Source organism: Serratia marcescens (assembly GCF_029846115.1).
GTDB lineage: Bacteria > Pseudomonadota > Gammaproteobacteria > Enterobacterales > Enterobacteriaceae > Serratia > Serratia marcescens_L.
Map to the genome: position 1 here is coordinate 511439 of NZ_JARVZZ010000001.1, position 21407 is coordinate 532845.

The 21407-nt window shown below is 59.2% G+C and carries 10 protein-coding genes, 2 tRNA genes and 4 rRNA genes; 5 read left to right on the top strand and 11 right to left on the bottom strand.

The genetic code is table 11. The annotated features are described in order from the left end of the window. Positions 1-21 precede the first annotated feature (21 nt). Positions 22-3717: a methionine synthase gene (gene metH / locus QDT79_RS02325; protein WP_308316173.1), complete on the bottom strand. Its 3696-nt coding sequence runs from the start codon at positions 3715-3717 to the stop codon at positions 22-24. A gap of 196 nt (positions 3718-3913) precedes the next feature. Between metH and iclR the strand changes: the two genes are divergently transcribed. From iclR to QDT79_RS02350, 5 genes are all read left to right on the top strand, one after another. After that, the gene (gene iclR, locus QDT79_RS02330; protein ID WP_004936648.1) at positions 3914-4744 is read left to right on the top strand and encodes a glyoxylate bypass operon transcriptional repressor IclR; all 831 of its coding nucleotides are present in this window, start codon (positions 3914-3916) and stop codon (positions 4742-4744) included. Between the two features lie 250 nt (positions 4745-4994). Next, a complete protein-coding gene (gntK, locus tag QDT79_RS02335) occupies positions 4995-5534 on the top strand; it encodes a gluconokinase (RefSeq protein WP_033636235.1) in 540 nt (179 codons plus the stop codon). Beyond that, a complete protein-coding gene (gene gntU, locus QDT79_RS02340) occupies positions 5531-6868 on the top strand; it encodes a gluconate transporter (protein ID WP_308316174.1) in 1338 nt (445 codons plus the stop codon). Before gntK ends, gntU begins: the two co-directional genes overlap by 4 nt. Positions 6869-6966: 98 nt before the next feature. Further along, positions 6967-8781 carry a phosphogluconate dehydratase gene (gene edd / locus QDT79_RS02345; RefSeq protein ID WP_308316175.1) on the top strand — a complete coding sequence of 605 codons (1815 nt, stop codon included), beginning with the start codon at positions 6967-6969 and terminating at the stop codon, positions 8779-8781. Positions 8782-8835: 54 nt separating this feature from the next. Then, positions 8836-9477, top strand: a complete 642-nt coding sequence (locus QDT79_RS02350; protein ID WP_063988509.1) for a bifunctional 4-hydroxy-2-oxoglutarate aldolase/2-dehydro-3-deoxy-phosphogluconate aldolase — start codon at positions 8836-8838, stop codon at positions 9475-9477. A 1-nt stretch (position 9478) separates the two neighbouring features. Here QDT79_RS02350 and aceK read toward each other — a convergent pair whose 3' ends face one another. The 10 genes from aceK to QDT79_RS02400 form a co-directional block, all read right to left on the bottom strand. Continuing rightward, positions 9479-11233, bottom strand: coding sequence for a bifunctional isocitrate dehydrogenase kinase/phosphatase (gene aceK, locus QDT79_RS02355; RefSeq protein ID WP_308316176.1), 1755 nt, complete (start codon positions 11231-11233; stop codon positions 9479-9481). A 69-nt stretch (positions 11234-11302) separates the two neighbouring features. Further along, positions 11303-12610, bottom strand: coding sequence for an isocitrate lyase (aceA, locus tag QDT79_RS02360; protein WP_004936630.1), 1308 nt, complete (start codon positions 12608-12610; stop codon positions 11303-11305). Positions 12611-12651: 41 nt separating this feature from the next. Next, on the bottom strand, positions 12652-14250 hold the full coding sequence (gene aceB / locus QDT79_RS02365; RefSeq protein ID WP_149559110.1) for a malate synthase A: 1599 nt from the start codon (positions 14248-14250) through the stop codon (positions 12652-12654). 374 nt (positions 14251-14624) lie between these two features. Further along, positions 14625-15554: a homoserine O-acetyltransferase MetA gene (gene metA, locus QDT79_RS02370; RefSeq protein ID WP_063988506.1), complete on the bottom strand. Its 930-nt coding sequence runs from the start codon at positions 15552-15554 to the stop codon at positions 14625-14627. A 246-nt stretch (positions 15555-15800) separates the two neighbouring features. Continuing rightward, positions 15801-15916, bottom strand: a 5S ribosomal RNA gene (gene rrf / locus QDT79_RS02375). Between the two features lie 45 nt (positions 15917-15961). Beyond that, a tRNA-Thr gene (locus tag QDT79_RS02380) sits at positions 15962-16037 on the bottom strand. A 14-nt stretch (positions 16038-16051) separates the two neighbouring features. Continuing rightward, a 5S ribosomal RNA gene (gene rrf, locus QDT79_RS02385) occupies positions 16052-16167 on the bottom strand. Positions 16168-16266: 99 nt separating this feature from the next. Continuing rightward, a 23S ribosomal RNA gene (locus tag QDT79_RS02390) occupies positions 16267-19174 on the bottom strand. Positions 19175-19408: 234 nt separating this feature from the next. Further along, a tRNA-Glu gene (locus QDT79_RS02395) sits at positions 19409-19484 on the bottom strand. A gap of 206 nt (positions 19485-19690) precedes the next feature. After that, positions 19691-21232 (bottom strand): 16S ribosomal RNA (locus QDT79_RS02400). The 16S, 23S and 5S rRNA genes sit together here with 2 tRNA genes alongside, the layout of an rRNA operon. Positions 21233-21407: the final 175 nt, after the last annotated feature.

The following is a 21407-nucleotide window of genomic DNA, read 5'->3' on the forward strand; positions in this document are numbered from 1 at the left end:
CTGCGCCCTTCAAAGAGGAAATCAGTCGGCATCGTAGCCGAGGTTAGGCGCCAGCCAGCGTTCGACCTCGCCCACGCTCATCCCTTTGCGCGCCGCGTAGTCCTCCACCTGGTCGCGCTGGATCTGCGCCACCGCGAAGTACTTGCTCTCGGGATGGCTGAAGTACCAGCCGGACACCGCCGCCCCCGGCCACATGGCGAAGGACTCTGTCAGCTCCATGCCGGTGTGGCGGTTGACGTCCAACAGCTGCCAGATGGTCGCTTTCTCGGTGTGCTCCGGGCAGGCCGGGTAACCCGGCGCCGGCCGGATGCCCTGATAGTTTTCGCGGATCAGTTCCTCGTTGCTCAGGCTCTCATCGGCGGCATAGCCCCAGTGCAGCTTGCGCACCTGCTCATGCAGGTATTCGGCAAAGGCCTCCGCCAGGCGATCCGCCAGCGCCTTGACCATGATTTTGTTGTAATCGTCGTGCTGCGCGTCGTAAGCCGCCGCCAGCGCGTCCTCCTCCAGCCCGCCGGTCACCGCGAAGGCGCCGAAGTAGTCGGCCTTGCCGCTGCTTTTCGGCGCCACGAAGTCCGCCAGGCAGTAGTTCGGGAAGTCGGTTTTTTCCGTCTGCTGACGCAGATGGCGGCTCACCGCCAGCACCTCGTCACGCTGCTCGTCGCGGTACACTTCCACGTCGTCGCCGACGCGGTTGGCCGGGAACAGACCGTAAACGCCGCGCGGGTTGAGGCTGCGCTCGGCGGCCAGCCGATCCAGCATCTGATTGGCGTCGTGGAACAGGCGCTTGGCCTCTTCCCCCACCACCTCGTCTTCCAGGATGCGCGGGTATTTGCCCGCCAGCGACCAGGTCATGAAGAACGGCGTCCAGTCGATGTAGTGGCGCAGCGTCTCGATGCCGGCCGCCACCGGGAATACGCCAAGCTGCCGCGGTGCCGGCGGCTGATAATCGGCCCAGTCCAGCGCCATGGCGTTGGCGCGCGCCTTCTGCAAATCGACCGGCGGCGTGCGCGGCTTTTTGCGTGCGTGCTGAATGCGCACCGTTTCATACTCTTTGCGGGTGCGCGCCACAAACTCGTCGCGCTGGGTGGCGGACAGCAGCGCCGACACCACACCCACGGTGCGCGAAGCATTCTGCACGTAGGTGGTCGGGCCGCTGTAGTTTTGTTCGATCTTCACCGCCGTGTGCGCCTTGGAGGTGGTGGCGCCGCCGATCAACAGCGGCAGGGTAAAGCCCTGGCGCTCCATCTCTTTGGCCACGTTGACCATCTCGTCGAGAGACGGGGTGATCAGGCCCGACAGGCCGATGATATCCACGTTCTCCTCGCGCGCGGTGCGCAGGATTTTCTCCGTCGGCACCATCACGCCCAGATCGACGATTTCATAGTTGTTGCACTGCAGCACCACGCCGACGATGTTCTTGCCGATGTCGTGCACGTCGCCCTTCACCGTCGCCAGCAGGATTTTTCCCGCCGTGGAGCCTTTCTGCTTGCTGGCCTCGATGTACGGTTCCAGGTAGGCCACCGCCTGCTTCATCACGCGGGCGGATTTCACCACCTGCGGCAGGAACATCTTGCCCTCGCCGAACAGATCGCCGACCACGTTCATTCCCGCCATCAGCGGCCCTTCGATCACTTCGATCGGGCGTTCGGCCTGCTGCCGCGCTTCTTCGGTGTCCAGCTCGATAAACTCGGTGATGCCCTTCACCAGCGAATATTCCAGCCGTTTTTCTACCGGCCAGCCGCGCCATTCGGCCTGCTGCACCGCCACGTCATTATCTTTGCTGCCACGGTATTTTTCGGCCAGCTCCAGCAGGCGTTCGGTGCCGTCCTCACGACGGTTGAGGATCACGTCCTCCACCGCGTCGCGCAGCTCGGCGCTTAAATCGTCATAAATCGCCAGCTGCCCGGCGTTGACGATGCCCATGTCCATGCCGTTGCGAATGGCGTGATACAGGAACACCGCATGGATCGCTTCACGCACCGGATCGTTGCCGCGGAACGAGAACGACACGTTTGACACCCCGCCGGAGATCATCGCGTGCGGCAGGTGGGTTTTGATGTCGGCGCAGGCTTCGATAAAGTCGACGGCGTAGTTGTTGTGCTCCTCGATGCCGGTAGCGACGGCGAAAATATTCGGGTCGAAAATGATGTCTTCCGGCGGGAAGCCGACGCGTTCGGTCAGAATGTTATAGGCGCGGCGGCAGATCTCGAACTTGCGCTCGTGGGTGTCCGCCTGGCCCACTTCGTCGAACGCCATCACCACCACCGCGGCGCCGTAGCGGCGCACCAGTTTGGCGTGATGGATAAAGGCCTCTTCGCCTTCCTTCATCGAGATCGAGTTGACGATGCCCTTGCCCTGAATGCACTTCAGGCCTTTTTCGATTACCGACCACTTGGAGGAGTCGATCATGATCGGCACCCGGGCGATGTCCGGCTCACCGGCGATCAGGTTGAGGAAGCGCACCATCGCCGCTTCGGCGTCGAGCATCCCCTCGTCCATGTTGATGTCGATGATCTGCGCGCCGCTCTCGACCTGCTGGCGCGCCACGTCGAGCGCCTCGTTGTATTTCTCTTCTTTGATCAGGCGCTTGAATCGCGCCGAACCGGTGACGTTGGTGCGCTCGCCGACGTTGACGAACAGGGTGTTGGCGTCGATGGTCAGCGGCTCCAGACCGGCCAGGCGGCAGGCGACCGGGATCTCCGGCAGCCGGCGCGGCGGCACGCCCTCGACCGCCTTGGCCATCGCGGCGATATGTTCCGGCGTGGTGCCGCAGCAGCCGCCGATGATATTGAGGAAGCCGGCCTGCGCCCACTCCCCGACCTGGCGCGCCATCTCGGCCGCATCCAGATCGTACTCGCCGAAGGCGTTCGGCAAACCGGCATTCGGGTGCGCAGTGACGTAGGTCTCCGAGATGCGCGCCAGCTCGGCGACGTACTGACGCAGTTCGTCCGGGCCCAGGGCGCAGTTCAGGCCAAAGGTCAGCGGCTTGACGTGGCGCAGCGAATTGTAAAACGCTTCGGTGGTCTGGCCGGACAGGGTGCGGCCGGAGGCGTCGGTGATGGTGCCGGAAATCATGATCGGCAGTTCCACCCCCAGCGCTTCGAATTCGGTTTCCACCGCAAAAGCGGCGGCCTTGGCATTCAGGGTGTCGAAGATGGTTTCGATCATGATCAGATCGACGCCGCCCTCCACCAGCGCACGGGTCGATTCGCGGTAAGCCGCCACCAGCTCATCGAACGAGATGTTGCGGAACGCCGGATCGTTGACGTTCGGCGAGATGGACGCGGTGCGGTTGGTCGGCCCCAGCACCCCGGCGACGTAGCGCGGTTTTTCCGGCGTGCGCGCCGTCCACTCATCGGCGCAGGCGCGCGCCAGACAGGCGGCCTGATAGTTAATCTCGGCGGACAGCGACTCCATGTGGTAGTCGGCCATGGCGATGGAGGTCGAGTTGAAAGTATTGGTCTCAAGGATATCGGCGCCCGCCTCGAGATAGGCGTAATGAATGGCGGTGATCACTTCCGGCTTGGTCAGCACCAGCAGATCGTTATTGCCTTTCAGATCGCTGCGCCAGTCGGCAAAACGCTCACCGCGGAAATCGCGCTCCTCCAGACGGTAGCTCTGGATCATGGTGCCCATGCCGCCGTCCAACACCAAAATGCGCTGCGCTAACTGGCGGCGCAGTTGTTCTACTCGATTCGTCACTGTAACCCCTTCCATTGCCATCCAGCCCATTGCTCAACTGCCGCAAAAACCAACGAGTCATCCTAGCACAGCTTGTAGGGACAAAGGGCCAGGCGACAATTGAGAGTTTTTCAGGTTGTGCGCCAACACCTCCGATGAGCTGACGGCGACTTGCAATTCATCGACAAAAAACGAAAATGAATTCCATCATACGGAAAAAGGAATCTCATCCATGGCCACCCCTGCTCCCGCCAAACGCGGCAAGAAGCCCCGCGCAGCAGCCCCGGCCGCCAGTGCGGCGACCGGCCAGGTACAATCGTTGACCCGTGGCCTGAAGCTGTTGGAATACATTTCGGAAGCCCAGGGCAACGTGGCGCTGACCGATCTGGCCCAGCAGGCCGGCCTGCCGAACTCCACCACTCACCGCCTGCTCACCACCATGCAGCAGCAGGGATTCGTGCGCCAGGTTGGCGATCTCGGCCTGTGGACCATCGGCTCGCACGCCTTTGTGGTCGGCAGCAGCTTCCTGCAAAGCCGCAACCTGCTGGCGATGGTGCATCCGACGCTGCGCCGCCTGATGGAAGAGTCCGGCGAAACCGTCAATCTGGCGGTGCTGGATACCAGCGAGTACCAGGCGATCATCATCGATCAGGTGCAGTGTACGGCGCTGATGCGCATGTCGGCGCCGATCGGCGGCAAACTGCCGATGCACGCCTCCGGCGCGGGCAAAGCGTTCCTCGCCACCCTGCCGGACGATCAGGTGACCAAACTGCTGCACAAGAAAGGTATGCACACCTACACGCCGCACACCCTGACGCCGCACAACCTGAAAGAGGGGCTGGCGCAGATCCGCAAACAGGGCTTCTCCTTTGACGACGAAGAGCACGCGCTCGGCCTGCGCTGCGTGGCGGCCTGTATCTTCGACGAGCACCGCGAAGCCTTCGCCGCCATCTCCATCTCCGGCCCGGTGTCGCGCATCACCGATGACCGCGTGATCGAACTGGGTGCGCTGGTGATCCACGCGGCGAAAGAGATCAGCCTGGCCTACGGCGGCGTGCGCTGATCCCCCCTCCGAGGGGCGCCCCTGCGCGCCCTCTCTCCTGATTCCTTGATCTGTTGTCAGCATGTAACAGGCTATCGGCATCCTGTTTAGCACACGGAAAAAAAGCTTGAAGCCGATCACAGTTAACGATCCTCACGGCGAAAGCCCATTGCAACCGCTCAAACTTCCTTCGACAATGTTACCGATAACATGTTACCGGTAACAACAAGCTGAACGAAGGTAACGTCACCCGGTGTTTTGGAGCCAAGCCATGACCAACAATCAAAATCGCATTTACGTCGTTATGGGCGTTTCCGGCAGCGGCAAGTCCGCCGTCGCCGCCGCCGCGGCCCGCCAACTCTCCGCCGGTTTCCTCGACGGCGACTTCCTGCATCCGCGCAGCAACATCCTGAAGATGGCCGCCGGCGAAGCGTTGAACGACGACGACCGCGCGCCGTGGCTGGCCGCGCTCAATGACGCCGCCTTCGCCATGCAGCGCACCAACAACGTGTCGATCATCGTCTGCTCGGCGCTGAAAAAGCAGTATCGCGACCGCCTGCGCGCCGGCAACGGCAACCTGTCGTTCATCTATCTGCACGGCGAGTTCCCGGTGATCGAGTCCCGCCTGGCGGCGCGTAACGGCCACTTCTTCAAACCGCAAATGCTGGTGACCCAGTTCGCCGCGCTCGAGCAGCCGGGCGCCGACGAAAGCGACGTGATGGCGATCGACATCAATCAGCCGCTGGACGCGGTGATCGCCGATACCGTGCGCCATATCCAGAGCTTCCTGCCGCAGGACGTGTGCGCGTGAGTACCGTTACGCTGGTCGGTACCGCAGTCGGCTCGGTTTTACTGCTGTTATTCCTGGTGATGAAGGCGCGCATGCACGCCTTCGTCGCGCTGATGCTGGTGTCCATCGCCGCCGGCATCTTCTCCGGCATGCCGCTGGACCATATCGCCGACACCATGCAAAAAGGCATGGGCGACACGCTGGGCTTCCTGGCGATCGTCGTGGCGCTGGGGGCGATGTTCGGCAAGATCCTGCATGAGGTCGGCGCGCTCGATCAAATTGCGGCGCAATTGCTGAAACGATTCGGACAAAGCAAGGCGCACTACGCGCTCGGCATCGCCGGCCTGATCTGCGCGTTACCGCTGTTCTTCGACGTGGCGGTGGTGCTGCTGATCGGCATCGTGTTCGCCGTGGCGCGCCGCACCGACGGCAATATCGTCAAGCTGGCGATCCCGCTGTTCGCCGGCGTGGCCGCCGCAGCGTCCTTCCTGCTGCCGGGGCCAGTGCCGATGCTGCTGGCTTCGCAGATGAAGGCCGACTTCGGCTGGATGATCGCCATCGGCCTGGTGGCGGCCGTGATCGGCATGCTGATCGCCGGCCCGCTGTACGGCAGCCTTATCAGCCGCTTCGTCAACTGGCCGATGCCGCCGGAAGAGAACGAGCCTACGCTGACCAAGGGCAATCTGCCGTCGTTCGGCTTCAGCCTGGCGTTGGTGCTGTGCCCGCTGGTGCTGGTCGGCATGAAAACCATCGGCGCGCGGCTGGTCACTCCCGGCTCGCAGCTGCAGCAGTGGCTGGAGTTTATCGGCCACCCGTTCACCGCCATCCTGCTGGCCTGCCTGATCGTGATTTACGGCCTGGCGAAACCGCGCGGCATGAGCAACGAACAGACGCTGGCCATCTGCTCCGCCGCCGTGCAACCGGCCGGGATCATCCTGCTGATGACCGGCGCCGGCGGGGTGTTCAAACAGATCCTGGTAGATTCCGGCGTTGGGCCGGCGCTGGGTGATGCCATGATCGGCGCCGGCCTGCCGATCGCCGTGGCCGCCTTCGCGCTGTCCGCCATGGTGCGGGTGATTCAGGGCTCGGCCACCGTCGCCTGCCTGACCACCGTCGGCCTGGTGCTGCCGGTCACCAGCCAGCTCGGGCTGAGCGGCGGGCAACTGGCCGCGCTGGCTATCTGCATCGCCGGCGGCTCCATCGTGCTGAGCCACGTCAACGACGCCGGTTTCTGGCTGTTCGGCAAATTTACCGGCGCCAACGAACTGCAAACGCTGAAAACCTGGACGGTGATGGAAACGATTCTGGGCAGCGTCGGCGGCGCCATCGGCATGATTGCATTCACGATGTTTTAAATCCTAAATCGCCCCCGGCCTTGCACACCAGGGCTGCAAATTACCCCCGGGGGCACCGCCACAGGCGGCGACTATAACAACAGCAATGTGAGGAAGGCATGATTAATCCAACCTTGTCCCGTGTCACACAGCGCATCATCCACCGTTCCCAGGCCAGCCGCGTCGCCTATCTGGCGCGCATCGAGGCGGCCCGTTCCCAAACCGTCCACCGCGCGCAGCTGGCCTGCGGCAACCTGGCCCACGGCTTCGCCGCCTGTCAGCCTGATGACAAGACGGCGCTGAAAAACATGGTGCGCAGCGATATCGCCATCATTACCGCCTACAACGACATGCTGTCGGCCCACCAGCCGTACGAACACTACCCGCAGCGGCTGAAACAGGCGCTGAAGGCGGTGGGCGCCGTGGGCCAGGTGGCCGGCGGCGTGCCGGCGATGTGCGACGGCGTGACGCAGGGGCAGGACGGCATGGAGCTGTCGCTGATGAGCCGCGACGTGATCGCCATGTCGGCCGCCGTCGGCCTGTCGCACAATATGTTTGACGGCGCGCTGTTCCTCGGCATTTGCGACAAGATCGTGCCGGGGCTGGTGATGGCCGCCCTCTCCTTCGGCCACCTGCCCGCGCTGTTCGTGCCGGCCGGCCCGATGAGCAGCGGTTTGCCCAACAAGGAAAAGGTGCGCGTGCGCCAGCTGTACGCCGAGGGCAAGGCCGATCGTCTGGCGCTGCTGGAAGCTGAGGCCGCCTCCTATCACGGCATCGGCACCTGCACCTTCTACGGCACCGCCAACACCAACCAGATGGTGATGGAAGTGATGGGCCTGCATCTGCCAGGCGCCTCTTTCGTACATCCGGACACGCCGCTGCGCGACGCGCTGAACGACGCCGCTGCGCGCCAGGTGACGCGACTGACCGACACCGCCGGCAACTACCTGCCGATCGGCCGCCTGGTGGACGAGAAAGTGGTGGTAAACGGCATCGTCTCGCTGCTGGCCACCGGCGGTTCCACCAACCTCACCATGCATCTGGTGGCGATGGCGCGGGCGGCGGGCATCATCATCACCTGGGACGATTTCTCGGAGCTGTCGGAGGCGGTGCCGCTGCTGTGTCGCATCTACCCGAACGGCCCGGCCGACATCAACCAGTTCCAGGCCGCCGGCGGCGTGCCGTTGGTGGTGCGTGAGCTGTTGCAACACGGGCTACTGCACGAAGACGTGCACACCGTGGCCGGTTTCGGCCTGCACCGCTACACCCAGGAACCGTGGCTGGATAATGGCCAGCTGGTGTGGCGCGCAGGCGTAGCCGGCTCGCTCGACGCCAGCGTGATCGCCAGCGTCGCTCAGCCGTTCGAACATCACGGCGGCACCAAAGTGATGGCCGGCAATCTGGGCCGTGCGGTGATGAAAACCTCGGCAGTGCCCACCGACAACCAGATCATCGAAGCGCCGGCGGTGGTGTTCGACAGCCAGCACGACATCGTGCCGGCGTTCGAAGCCGGCAAACTGGATCGCGATTGCGTGGTGGTGGTGCGCTTCCAGGGGCCACAGGCCAACGGCATGCCTGAGCTGCACAAGCTGATGCCGCCGCTGGGCGTGCTGATGGATCGCGGCTTCAAAGTGGCGCTGGTGACCGATGGCCGCCTGTCCGGCGCCTCCGGCAAGGTGCCTTCCGCCATCCACGTCACCCCGGAAGCCTATACCGGCGGCCTGCTGGCGAAAGTGCGCGACGGCGATCCGATCCGCGTCAACGGCCGCAGCGGCGAGCTCCAGGTGCTGGTCGACGCCGACGAACTGGCCCAGCGCACGCCATGCCAACCCGATCTGAGCGCCGAACACATCGGTTGCGGCCGCGAGCTGTTCGGCGCGCTGCGCAGCCAGCTGTCCGGCGCCGAACAGGGCGCCTGCTGCATCACATTTTAATCGATAGCCTGGCCGCATCGCCGCCTGGCGGCGGCCACAGAGGAGAACGTCATCATGAACAAGTGGAAAACAAGCGCCGAGCAGATCCTGACGGCGGGGCCGGTGGTGCCGGTCATCGTGATCAACAAGCTGGAACATGCGGTGCCGCTGGCGAAAGCGCTGGTCGCCGGCGGCGTGCGAGTGCTGGAAGTAACGCTGCGCACCGCCTGCGCCATGGACGCCATTCGCGCCATCGCCCAAGCAGTGCCGGAAGCGATCATCGGCGCCGGTACGGTGATCAATCCGCAGCAGCTGCGTGAAGTGACCGAGGCCGGTGCGCAGTTCGCCATCAGCCCAGGCCTGACCGACGAGTTGCTTAAGGCTGCCACCGCCGGGTCTATTCCGCTTATTCCGGGCATCAGCACCGTTTCCGAGCTGATGCAGGGCATGGATTACGGCCTGCGCGAGTTTAAATTCTTCCCGGCTGAAGCCAACGGTGGCGTAAAAGCGCTGCAGGCGATCGGCGGCCCGTTCCCACAGGTGCGCTTCTGCCCGACCGGCGGCATCTCGCCGGACAATTACCGCAGCTATCTGGCGCTGAAAAGCGTGCTGTGCATCGGCGGCTCCTGGCTGGTGCCGGCGGACGCGCTGGAAAGCGGCGACTACGCCCGCATCACCGAACTGGCGCGCGCCGCCGTCGCGGGCGCTCAGGCCTGATTTACATCGCAGCGGTGGCGGCCGGCAGCGCCGCCCCGCTGCGCTGGCTGAACCGCTGCTTCTTGCGATAAGCGAACACGTCTTCCACATGCCCCTCGCGGATGCGCTGCTGCAACCCGCGCCAATACTCCGCCGTAAACAGATCGCTGTGCAGCTCTTCAAACACCTGCCGAATGCGCCGATCGCCGCACAGGAAGTGGCGAAACTCCTCCGGGAACACGTCGTTGGGCGCGATGCTGTACCACGGCTCGCTGGCCAGCTCGTCCTCCGGATAGCGCGGCGGCGGAATGTCGCGGAAGTTAACCTCGGTCATGTAGCAAATTTCGTCGTAGTCGTAGAACACCACCCGCCCGTGGCGCGTCACGCCAAAGTTCTTGAACAGCATGTCGCCGGGGAAGATATTGGCGGCGGCCAACTGCTTGATGGCATTGCCGTACTCTTCGATCGCATCGCGCATCTGCTGGTCGTTGGCCTGCTCCAGATACAGGTTCAGCGGCGTCATGCGCCGTTCCATATACAGATGCTTGATTACGATGCGGTCGCCGAGATCCTCCAGCTTGCCCGACACTTCGCGCCGCAGTTCCGCCAACAGCTCTGGGCTGAGGCGCGCCTTGTCGACGACAAAATTCTCGTACTCCTGGGTATCTGCCATGCGCCCGACGCGATCGTGCTCTTTCACCAGCTGATAGCAGGCCATCACCTGCGCCTGCGTCACCTCTTTTTGCGGGGCGAATTCGTCTTTGATCACTTTGAATACCCGATCGAAAGACGGCAGGGTGAATACCAGCATCACCATGCCCTTCACTCCCGGCGCAATGATGAATTGCTCCTGCGACTGCGCCATAAAGGTCAGGTATTCGCGATAGCATTCGGTTTTGCCGTGCTTCTGGCAGCCAATCGCCATGTACAGCTCGGCGGTGGTCTTGCCCGGCAGGATCTCGCGCAGCCACTCCACCATCGCCGCCGGCAGCGGCGCGTAGACCATGAAATAAGAACGGGCGAAGCCGAAAACGATGCTGGCCTCGGCCTTACCGGTCAGGCAGGCGTCGATAAACAGCGCGCCCGACTCGCTATGATGGATCGGCAGCAAGAACGGATAAACGCCGTCGGCCAGGCGCAGCTTGCCGACCAGCCAGGCGGCCTTGTTGCGATAGAACAGTTCGTTGGCGATCTGGAAGGTTGCCCCCGCCAGCTGCTGTGCGCTGAAGGCACGTTGCAGCGCCTGAGTGATGTCGCGAATATCGCGCGTCAAATCCTCCCACGGCAGCCGCAGCGGCAGATCGCTCAGCACGCTGCGCAGCATCGCCGGCAGATCGCCATGGGGAGTGAAATCGCGCGCCAGCGGACGCGGAATGTCGCGAAAACGCCGCTCCGGCTGCGAACTGAAGACGAACAGTTTGTCCGGCGTCAGATCGCGGTGCTTAAACAGCCGGCAGTAGACCGAGTTAAAGAAGCTTTCGGCAATCTCGAAACGCGGATAGTCCGGCAACAGGTCGATATAGACAGCTTTGACCCGGCTGGGGAAGTCGGCGTCGAAGTATTTCTGCCCGGTGATGCATTTGAGCTGCTCCACCACCAGGCCGACGTGATGGTCGTACAGATGGATGCGCTTTTTCATCGCCTGCTGCACCGCTGGCCAGTCCGCCTGCTCGAAGCGCTGCTGAGCGCCGGCGGTCACCTCCAGAAAGCGGCCGTACTGCGCGTCGAAGCCCTGCAGGATCGTCTGTGCGATCAACAACTCCAGTTTTGCCGCCATCCTTACCCCCGCCAGAAAAAGAAGCCTGCGCATGCAGGCTCCGGGTGAAACGTCTTCAAGCTTGCCGCATCAGAACTGCTGTTCTTCCGTCGAACCGGTCAGCGCGGTGACCGAAGAGGCGCCGCCCTGAATGATGGTGGTGACCTTGTCGAAGTAGCCGGTGCCCACCTCTTGCTGGTGCGACGCGAAGGTATAACCGCGATCCACCGCGGCGAACTCCGCCTGCTGCACCTTCTCGACGTAGTGTTTCATACCCTCGCCCTGCGCATAGGCGTGCGCCAGGTCGAACATGTTGAACCACATGCTGTGGATGCCCGCCAGCGTGATGAACTGATATTTGTAGCCCATGTCCGACAGCGCCTGCTGGAAGCGAGCGATGGTCTGGTCGTCGAGGTTCTTCTTCCAGTTGAACGACGGCGAGCAGTTGTAGGCCAGCAGCTTGCCCGGGTATTTGGCGTGGATGGCGTCGGCGAAGCGTTGGGCGGCGTCCAGATCCGGCGTTGAGGTTTCGCACCACACCATATCGGCGTAAGGGGCGTAAGCCAGGCCGCGACTGATCGCCTGCTCGACGCCGGCATGGGTACGGAAGAAGCCTTCCGCCGTGCGCTCGCCGGTGACGAAGGCGCTGTCATACGGATCGCAGTCGGAGGTCAGCAGGTCGGCCGCATCGGCGTCGGTGCGGGCGATCACCAGCGTCGGCACGCCGAGCACGTCGGCCGCCAGGCGCGCGGCGACCAGTTTCTGGATCGCTTCTTGCGTCGGCACCAGCACTTTGCCCCCCATATGACCGCATTTCTTCACCGCCGCCAGCTGGTCTTCAAAGTGCACCCCGGCGGCGCCGGCGGTGATCATCGCTTTCATCAGCTCGAAGGCGTTCAGCACGCCGCCGAAGCCGGCTTCCGCATCGGCGACGATCGGCAGGAAATAATCGGTGTAGCCTTTGCTGCCCGGCTCAATCTGGTTAGCCCATTGGATCTGATCGGCGCGGCGGAAGGTATTGTTGATGCGCTCGACGACCTTCGGCACCGAGTCCACCGGATACAGCGACTGGTCAGGGTACATGGCCGCCGCGCTGTTGGCGTCCGCCGCCACCTGCCAACCGGACAGGTAGATAGCCTCGACGCCGGCTTTGGCCTGCTGCAGCGCCTGGCCGCCGGTCAGCGCGCCCAGGCAGTTCACGTAGCCTTTGCGCGCCTTGCCGTTCAACAATGCCCACAGTTTGGCGGCGCCGTTTTGCGCCAGGGTGCATTCCGGGTTGACCGAACCGCGCAGGTTGATCACGTCTTCGGCGCTGTAAGGGCGGGTGATGCCTTCCCAACGGGCCGATTTCCATTCCTGTTCCAGCTGCTGGATCTGTTGAGAGCGAGAGGTAGACATAATTTTTATCCTTTCAGTCATGTAGGGTTGATTGGGAAAATTCAGGCCAGCAGCTCATAGCCGGGCAGCGTCAGGAAATCGATTAATTCATCTTGCGTGGTGATGCGCTCCATCAGGCGCGCCGCCTCTTCAAACCGGCCGGCGTTAAAGCGCGCTTCCCCTACTTCTTCACGCACCACCAACATCTCTTCTTGCAGCATCTGGCGGAACAGCGCCTTGGTGACCGGGCGCCCATCGCTCAGGCTCTTCTCGTGGTGGATCCACTGCCAGATAGACGTACGGGAGATCTCCGCCGTCGCCGCATCTTCCATCAAACCGTAAATCGGCACGCAGCCGTTGCCGGAGATCCAGGCTTCGATGTACTGCACCGCCACGCGGATATTGGCGCGCATCCCCGCTTCGGTGCGTTCGCCGTCGCACGGTTCCAACAACTGTGCGGCGCTGATTGGCGCGTCTTGCTCACGCAGCACCTCCAGCTGGTTTTGGCGATCGCCCAATGCTTTGCCGAATACCTCCATCACCGTGTCCGCCAGCCCCGGGTGCGCCACCCAGGTGCCATCGTGACCGTTGCTGGCCTCCAGCTCTTTGTCCGCCCGTACCTTGTTCAACACCCAGTCATTTTTCTCGGCGTCTTTGCTCGGAATAAACGCCGCCATACCGCCCATGGCAAACGCGCCGCGCTTATGACAGGTTTTGATCAGCAGGCGCGAATAGGCGCTGAGGAAAGGCTTCTCCATGGTCACCGACTGACGATCCGGCAGCACGCGATCGCCGTGATTCTTCAGCGTTTTGATGTAGCTGAAGATGTAATCCCAGCGGCCGCAGTTCAGGCCGACGATGTGGTCGCGCAGGTGGTAGAGGATTTCGTCCATCTGGAACACCGCCGGCAGGGTTTCGATCAGCACGGTCGCTTTGATGGTGCCGCGCGGCAGATCGAAACGATCCTCGGTAAAGCTGAAGACATCGCTCCACCAGGCCGCCTCTTCCCAAGACTGGGTTTTCGGCAGGTAGAAATATGGGCCGCTGCCCTTGGCCAGCAGCTGACGATAGTTGTGATAGAAGTACAGCGCGAAATCGAACAGGCCGCCGGGAATGGCTTCATCACGCCACAGCACGTGTTTTTCCGGCAAATGCAGGCCGCGCACGCGGGCGATTAACACCGCCGGGTTCGGCTTCAGCTGGTAGATTTTGCCGGCTTCATTGGTGTAGGAAATGGTGCCGTTAACCGCATCGTGCAGGTTGATTTGGCCATCGATGACTTTGTCCCAACTTGGTGCCAGCGAGTCTTCGAAATCCGCCATGAACACTTTTACGTTGGCGTTCAGCGCATTGATCACCATCTTGCGCTCGACCGGCCCGGTGATCTCCACGCGACGATCGCGCAGGTCTTGCGGAATACCACGGATTTGCCAGTCGCCTTCACGAATGGAATCGGTTTCCGAAATAAACCCTGGCAGTTCGCCGCGATCGATATTTTGCTGCCAGCGGACACGCGCCGCCAGCAGCTCGTTGCGCCGCGGCGTGAATTTCCCCACCAGTTCCGCCAAGAATTCAACCGCTCCATCCGTCAACACCTGGCGCTCCGCTGCGGCGAAACCCTGCGTAAACCTTAACTCCGTGCCTGCTATCTGTTGCGTCATGACCTTGCTCCTTCCCATCGTTGCGCCCGAGCGACCGGCGCATTTTCATCAGAAATCACTGTGGATCAGGGCGGATGAAACGATCCTCAACTGGTCAGATCTCATCCCGATAGAGTTAAGAATACTCAACAAAAAATAAAAATCAAAAACCATTTCCATTTTATTATTAAATATTTTATTAACACTTTGTTATCAATTGGTTAGGATAAATAACACAATCATCAGGTAAGGAAACTGCTTCCAGTAACTTAATGAAGACGCACTAACGCCTTGTTGGACAATAGATTTTTTGGAGAAGTGACGGATAAAAAGAAGGGCGTGCAGAGGGTCAACAGTGCGGCGGCCTCGATTCAGCCGCCGGCAAGCAGAAAAGATCAGTCGAGCGTCGGATTCATATGGCGCAGATCGTACGGCGTGATCTGGTAGACGTAATAGTTGAGCCAGTTGGAAAACAGCAGATGCCCGTGGCTGCGCCAGGTGGCTTTCGGTGTCAGGGCGGGGTTGTCATCGGGGAAGTAGTTGAGCGGAACGGCAGGATCGAGGCCAGCTTCGTTGTCGCGACAATACTCCCCCGCCAGGGTCAGCGTATCGTATTCCGGATGGCCGGTGACAAACGCCAGGCGCTTGTCCCTGCTGGCGAACAGGTAGGCGCCGGCCTGTTCGGATTCGGCCAGAATATCCAGGTCGGTATATTGGCGAATCACCTCGGTCGGGAAATCGGCATAGCGTGAATGCGGTGCCAGGAAGCTTTCGTCGAAGCCGCGCGTCAGCAACGCATGCTGTTGCAGCGTTTGGTGCGGGTAAACGCCGGAGAGCTTCACTTCGCGCGTCATCTTGGGAATGCCGTACAGGATGTTCAGCGCCGCCTGTACCGCCCAGCACACGAACAGCGTGGAGGTCACGTGGTTCTTGGCCCAGTCGATCACCCGTTCGATCTGCGGCCAGTAGGCAACATCGCAGAAATCGACCAGTCCCAGCGGCGCACCGGTAACGATCAGACCATCGAAGTTCTCGTTCTGGATGTCTTCAAAGTCGCAGTAGAAGTTGTTCAGATGCTCGGCTGGCGTGTTCTTCGATTCGCGGCTATCGATACGCAGCAGCTGGATATCGATCTGCAGCGGCGAATTGGACAACAGGCGCAGAAACTGGTTTTCCGTTTCGATCTTCTTCGGCATCAGGTTGAGGATCAGCACTTTCAGTGGCCTGATTTCCTGTGTTTTTGCCCGCGAGGATGTCATCACGAAGACATTCTCACCGCGCAAGAAATTGACCGCAGGTAACTCATCAGGAACACGAATCGGCATTGCTTAACCCTCACACATCCATTTATACGTTTAGACTTCTAGATGCCCGAAGATAGCGTTTTTTTCCGTCGCTGTCGAGCATTCAGCGAGAAGGTGAAAATGTTTCATTGCGCGATCTGCGCCAAGATATGAGTAGAGGGAGTAAAGGGGCTGAAAAGCAAAAAGGCCATGCTCGTGCAGAACGCCAGATAACAGATAAAACAAAAAGCCCCATGCTTTCGCATGGGGCTTGTTGCTTTATTTGATGCTTGGCAGTGTCCTACTCTCGCATGGGGAGACCCCACACTACCATCGGCGCTACGGCGTTTCACTTCTGAGTTCGGCATGGGGTCAGGTGGGACCACCGCGCTATTGCCGCCAAGCAAATTCTTTTTTCTGCCGAACTTCTAAACCCACTTTAAATAAAGTGGTGCTGATACCCAGAGTCGAACTGGGGACCTCACCCTTACCAAGGGTGCGCTCTACCAACTGAGCCATATCAGCACGCTTAATTTGATGCCTGGCAGTGTCCTACTCTCGCATGGGGAGACCCCACACTACCATCGGCGCTACGGCGTTTCACTTCTGAGTTCGGCATGGGGTCAGGTGGGACCACCGCGCTATTGCCGCCAGGCAAATTCTGTTTCATTCCAACCGCTTCACTCTCGTGTCGCCATCAGAACCAATCTCGGAACTTCGCTGAAAATCTCTCTAAAAACACCTTCGGTGTTGTAAGGTTAAGCCTCACGGATCATTAGTACTGGTTAGCTCAATGCATCGCTGCACTTACACACCCAGCCTATCAACGTCTTAGTCTTAAACGTTCCTTCAGGGACCTTAAAGGCCCAGGGAAGACTCATCTTGAGGCAAGTTTCGCGCTTAGATGCTTTCAGCGCTTATCTTTTCCGCACTTAGCTACCGGGCAATGCCATTGGCATGACAACCCGAACACCAGTGGTGCGTTCACTCCGGTCCTCTCGTACTAGGAGCAACCCCTCTCAATCTTCCAACGCCCACGGCAGATAGGGACCGAACTGTCTCACGACGTTCTAAACCCAGCTCGCGTACCACTTTAAATGGCGAACAGCCATACCCTTGGGACCTACTTCAGCCCCAGGATGTGATGAGCCGACATCGAGGTGCCAAACACCGCCGTCGATATGAACTCTTGGGCGGTATCAGCCTGTTATCCCCGGAGTACCTTTTATCCGTTGAGCGATGGCCCTTCCATTCAGAACCACCGGATCACTAAGACCTACTTTCGTACCTGCTCGAGCCGTCACTCTCGCAGTCAAGCTAGCTTATGCCTTTGCACTAACCTCACGATGTCCGACCGTGATTAGCTAACCTTCGTGCTCCTCCGTTACTCTTTGGGAGGAGACCGCCCCAGTCAAACTACCCACCAGACACTGTCCTCACCCCGGATCACGGGGCCGAGTTAGAACATCAAACATTAAAGGGTGGTATTTCAAGGATGGCTCCACGCAGACTGGCGTCCACGCTTCAAAGCCTCCCACCTATCCTACACATCAAGGCTCAATGTTCAGTGTCAAGCTATAGTAAAGGTTCACGGGGTCTTTCCGTCTTGCCGCGGGTACACTGCATCTTCACAGCGAGTTCAATTTCACTGAGTCTCGGGTGGAGACAGCCTGGCCATCATTACGCCATTCGTGCAGGTCGGAACTTACCCGACAAGGAATTTCGCTACCTTAGGACCGTTATAGTTACGGCCGCCGTTTACTGGGGCTTCGATCAAGAGCTTCGCCTTGCGGCTGACCCCATCAATTAACCTTCCAGCACCGGGCAGGCGTCACACCGTATACGTCCACTTTCGTGTTTGCACAGTGCTGTGTTTTTATTAAACAGTTGCAGCCAGCTGGTATCTTCGACTGGCTTCAGCTCCATCCGCAAGGGACTTCACCTACATGCCAGCGTGCCTTCTCCCGAAGTTACGGCACCATTTTGCCTAGTTCCTTCACCCGAGTTCTCTCAAGCGCCTTGGTATTCTCTACCTGACCACCTGTGTCGGTTTGGGGTACGATTTAATGTTACCTGGAGCTTAGAGGCTTTTCCTGGAAGCAGGGCATCAACTACTTCTGCACCGTAGTGCATCGTCATCACGCCTCAGGGTTAGTATGCAACCGGATTTACCAGGTCACACCCCCTACACGCTTAAACCGGGACAACCGTCGCCCGGCTAGCCTAGCCTTCTCCGTCCCCCCTTCGCAGTAACACCAAGTACAGGAATATTAACCTGTTTCCCATCGACTACGCTTTTCAGCCTCGCCTTAGGGGTCGACTCACCCTGCCCCGATTAACGTTGGACAGGAACCCTTGGTCTTCCGGCGAGCGGGCTTTTCACCCGCTTTATCGTTACTTATGTCAGCATTCGCACTTCTGATACCTCCAGCAACCCTCACAGGCCACCTTCAACGGCTTACAGAACGCTCCCCTACCCAACAACGCCTAAGCGTCGCTGCCGCAGCTTCGGTGCATGGTTTAGCCCCGTTACATCTTCCGCGCAGGCCGACTCGACCAGTGAGCTATTACGCTTTCTTTAAATGATGGCTGCTTCTAAGCCAACATCCTGGCTGTCTATGCCTTCCCACATCGTTTCCCACTTAACCATGACTTTGGGACCTTAGCTGGCGGTCTGGGTTGTTTCCCTCTTCACGACGGACGTTAGCACCCGCCGTGTGTCTCCCGTGATAACATTCTTCGGTATTCGGAGTTTGCATCGGTTTGGTAAGCCGGGATGGCCCCCTAGCCGAAACAGTGCTCTACCCCCGAAGATGAGTTCACGAGGCGCTACCTAAATAGCTTTCGGGGAGAACCAGCTATCTCCCGGTTTGATTGGCCTTTCACCCCCAGCCACAAGTCATCCGCTAATTTTTCAACATTAGTCGGTTCGGTCCTCCAGTTAGTGTTACCCAACCTTCAACCTGCCCATGGCTAGATCACCGGGTTTCGGGTCTATACCTTGCAACTAATCGCCCAGTTAAGACTCGGTTTCCCTACGGCTCCCCTATACGGTTAACCTTGCTACAAAATATAAGTCGCTGACCCATTATACAAAAGGTACGCAGTCACACCACGAAGGTGCTCCCACTGCTTGTACGTACACGGTTTCAGGTTCTATTTCACTCCCCTCGCCGGGGTTCTTTTCGCCTTTCCCTCACGGTACTGGTTCACTATCGGTCAGTCAGGAGTATTTAGCCTTGGAGGATGGTCCCCCCATATTCAGACAGGATGTCACGTGTCCCGCCCTACTCATCGAACTCACGACCTGTGCATTTTAGTGTACGGGGCTATCACCCTTTGCTGCGCGACTTTCCAGACGCTTCCACTAACACACAAGCCGATTCAGGTTCTGGGCTCCTCCCCGTTCGCTCGCCGCTACTGGGGGAATCTCGGTTGATTTCTTTTCCTCGGGGTACTTAGATGTTTCAGTTCCCCCGGTTCGCCTCATGCCACTATGTATTCATGACATGATAGTGTGTCGAAACACACTGGGTTTCCCCATTCGGGTATCGCCGGTTGTAACGGTTCATATCACCTTACCGACGCTTTTCGCAGATTAGCACGCCCTTCATCGCCTCTGACTGCCTAGGCATCCACCGTGTACGCTTAGTCACTTAACCTCACAACCCGAAGATGTTTCCATCGTTCGTGCTGCAAACATTTGAGAGACTCTATGACAGGTTACTCTTCATCCCAATACATCTACGGAGGGATAAATTTCAGCCGTCATGTTTCAATTTTCAGCTTGTTCCAGATTGTTAAAGAGCAATATCTTAAACATGACTCGCAAGTCATCTTTAAGATTTTTTCGGTTATCGCTAACCGGTGATAATGTCTTTCACTCATTATCGGAATGGCGTCCCCAAGGGGATTCGAACCCCTGTTACAGCCGTGAAAGGGCAGTGTCCTAGGCCTCTAGACGATGGGGACCCGAAATTGGCTTATCGAATCACCGATTCGATAATTTCGGGTAAAGGTGAGATTTTTCGTGAAAAATCGAGCGCCATTGTCGTTTGTCACTGCACTGGACAGTCACAAATCTCCCGGCACTTACCTATACCACAAGGTTTTGTTTGCTCATTACTTTTTCATCAGACAATCTGTGTGAGCACGCCACTCGAACTAATATCTTTAGGTAAGGAGGTGATCCAACCGCAGGTTCCCCTACGGTTACCTTGTTACGACTTCACCCCAGTCATGAATCACAAAGTGGTAAGCGCCCTCCCGAAGGTTAAGCTACCTACTTCTTTTGCAACCCACTCCCATGGTGTGACGGGCGGTGTGTACAAGGCCCGGGAACGTATTCACCGTAGCATTCTGATCTACGATTACTAGCGATTCCGACTTCATGGAGTCGAGTTGCAGACTCCAATCCGGACTACGACATACTTTATGAGGTCCGCTTGCTCTCGCGAGGTCGCTTCTCTTTGTATATGCCATTGTAGCACGTGTGTAGCCCTACTCGTAAGGGCCATGATGACTTGACGTCATCCCCACCTTCCTCCAGTTTATCACTGGCAGTCTCCTTTGAGTTCCCGGCCGAACCGCTGGCAACAAAGGATAAGGGTTGCGCTCGTTGCGGGACTTAACCCAACATTTCACAACACGAGCTGACGACAGCCATGCAGCACCTGTCTCAGAGTTCCCGAAGGCACCAAAGCATCTCTGCTAAGTTCTCTGGATGTCAAGAGTAGGTAAGGTTCTTCGCGTTGCATCGAATTAAACCACATGCTCCACCGCTTGTGCGGGCCCCCGTCAATTCATTTGAGTTTTAACCTTGCGGCCGTACTCCCCAGGCGGTCGATTTAACGCGTTAGCTCCGGAAGCCACGCCTCAAGGGCACAACCTCCAAATCGACATCGTTTACAGCGTGGACTACCAGGGTATCTAATCCTGTTTGCTCCCCACGCTTTCGCACCTGAGCGTCAGTCTTCGTCCAGGGGGCCGCCTTCGCCACCGGTATTCCTCCAGATCTCTACGCATTTCACCGCTACACCTGGAATTCTACCCCCCTCTACGAGACTCTAGCTTGCCAGTTTCAAATGCAGTTCCCAGGTTGAGCCCGGGGATTTCACATCTGACTTAACAAACCGCCTGCGTGCGCTTTACGCCCAGTAATTCCGATTAACGCTTGCACCCTCCGTATTACCGCGGCTGCTGGCACGGAGTTAGCCGGTGCTTCTTCTGCGAGTAACGTCAATTGATGAGCGTATTAAGCTCACCACCTTCCTCCTCGCTGAAAGTGCTTTACAACCCGAAGGCCTTCTTCACACACGCGGCATGGCTGCATCAGGCTTGCGCCCATTGTGCAATATTCCCCACTGCTGCCTCCCGTAGGAGTCTGGACCGTGTCTCAGTTCCAGTGTGGCTGGTCATCCTCTCAGACCAGCTAGGGATCGTCGCCTAGGTGAGCCATTACCCCACCTACTAGCTAATCCCATCTGGGCACATCTGATGGCAAGAGGCCCGAAGGTCCCCCTCTTTGGTCTTGCGACGTTATGCGGTATTAGCTACCGTTTCCAGTAGTTATCCCCCTCCATCAGGCAGTTTCCCAGACATTACTCACCCGTCCGCCGCTCGTCACCCAGAGAGCAAGCTCTCCTGTGCTACCGCTCGACTTGCATGTGTTAAGCCTGCCGCCAGCGTTCAATCTGAGCCATGATCAAACTCTTCAATTAAAAGCTTGATTTGCTTCCACTCGAGAAGCGATGCTCAAAGATTTACTGCATGAATTTTACTTCAGTTAGTCACTCTTCAAGACTTGATATTTTTTTGCATCCGAAGATGCTGGATATCGTCTTGTGGAGTGCCCACACAGATTGTCTGATAAATTGTTAAAGAGCAGTGAGTTAG

What these genes read in the sequence shown, in the direction of transcription:
- metH (WP_308316173.1), bottom strand. Translation starts at nt 3,717, where the DNA reads ATGGAAGGGGTTACAGTGACGAATCGAGTAGAACAACTGCGCCGCCAG.
- iclR (WP_004936648.1), top strand. Translation starts at nt 3,914, where the DNA reads ATGGCCACCCCTGCTCCCGCCAAACGCGGCAAGAAGCCCCGCGCAGCA.
- gntK (WP_033636235.1), top strand. Translation starts at nt 4,995, where the DNA reads ATGACCAACAATCAAAATCGCATTTACGTCGTTATGGGCGTTTCCGGC.
- edd (WP_308316175.1), top strand. Translation starts at nt 6,967, where the DNA reads ATGATTAATCCAACCTTGTCCCGTGTCACACAGCGCATCATCCACCGT.
- QDT79_RS02350 (WP_063988509.1), top strand. Translation starts at nt 8,836, where the DNA reads ATGAACAAGTGGAAAACAAGCGCCGAGCAGATCCTGACGGCGGGGCCG.
- aceK (WP_308316176.1), bottom strand. Translation starts at nt 11,233, where the DNA reads ATGGCGGCAAAACTGGAGTTGTTGATCGCACAGACGATCCTGCAGGGC.
- aceA (WP_004936630.1), bottom strand. Translation starts at nt 12,610, where the DNA reads ATGTCTACCTCTCGCTCTCAACAGATCCAGCAGCTGGAACAGGAATGG.
- aceB (WP_149559110.1), bottom strand. Translation starts at nt 14,250, where the DNA reads ATGACGCAACAGATAGCAGGCACGGAGTTAAGGTTTACGCAGGGTTTC.
- metA (WP_063988506.1), bottom strand. Translation starts at nt 15,554, where the DNA reads ATGCCGATTCGTGTTCCTGATGAGTTACCTGCGGTCAATTTCTTGCGC.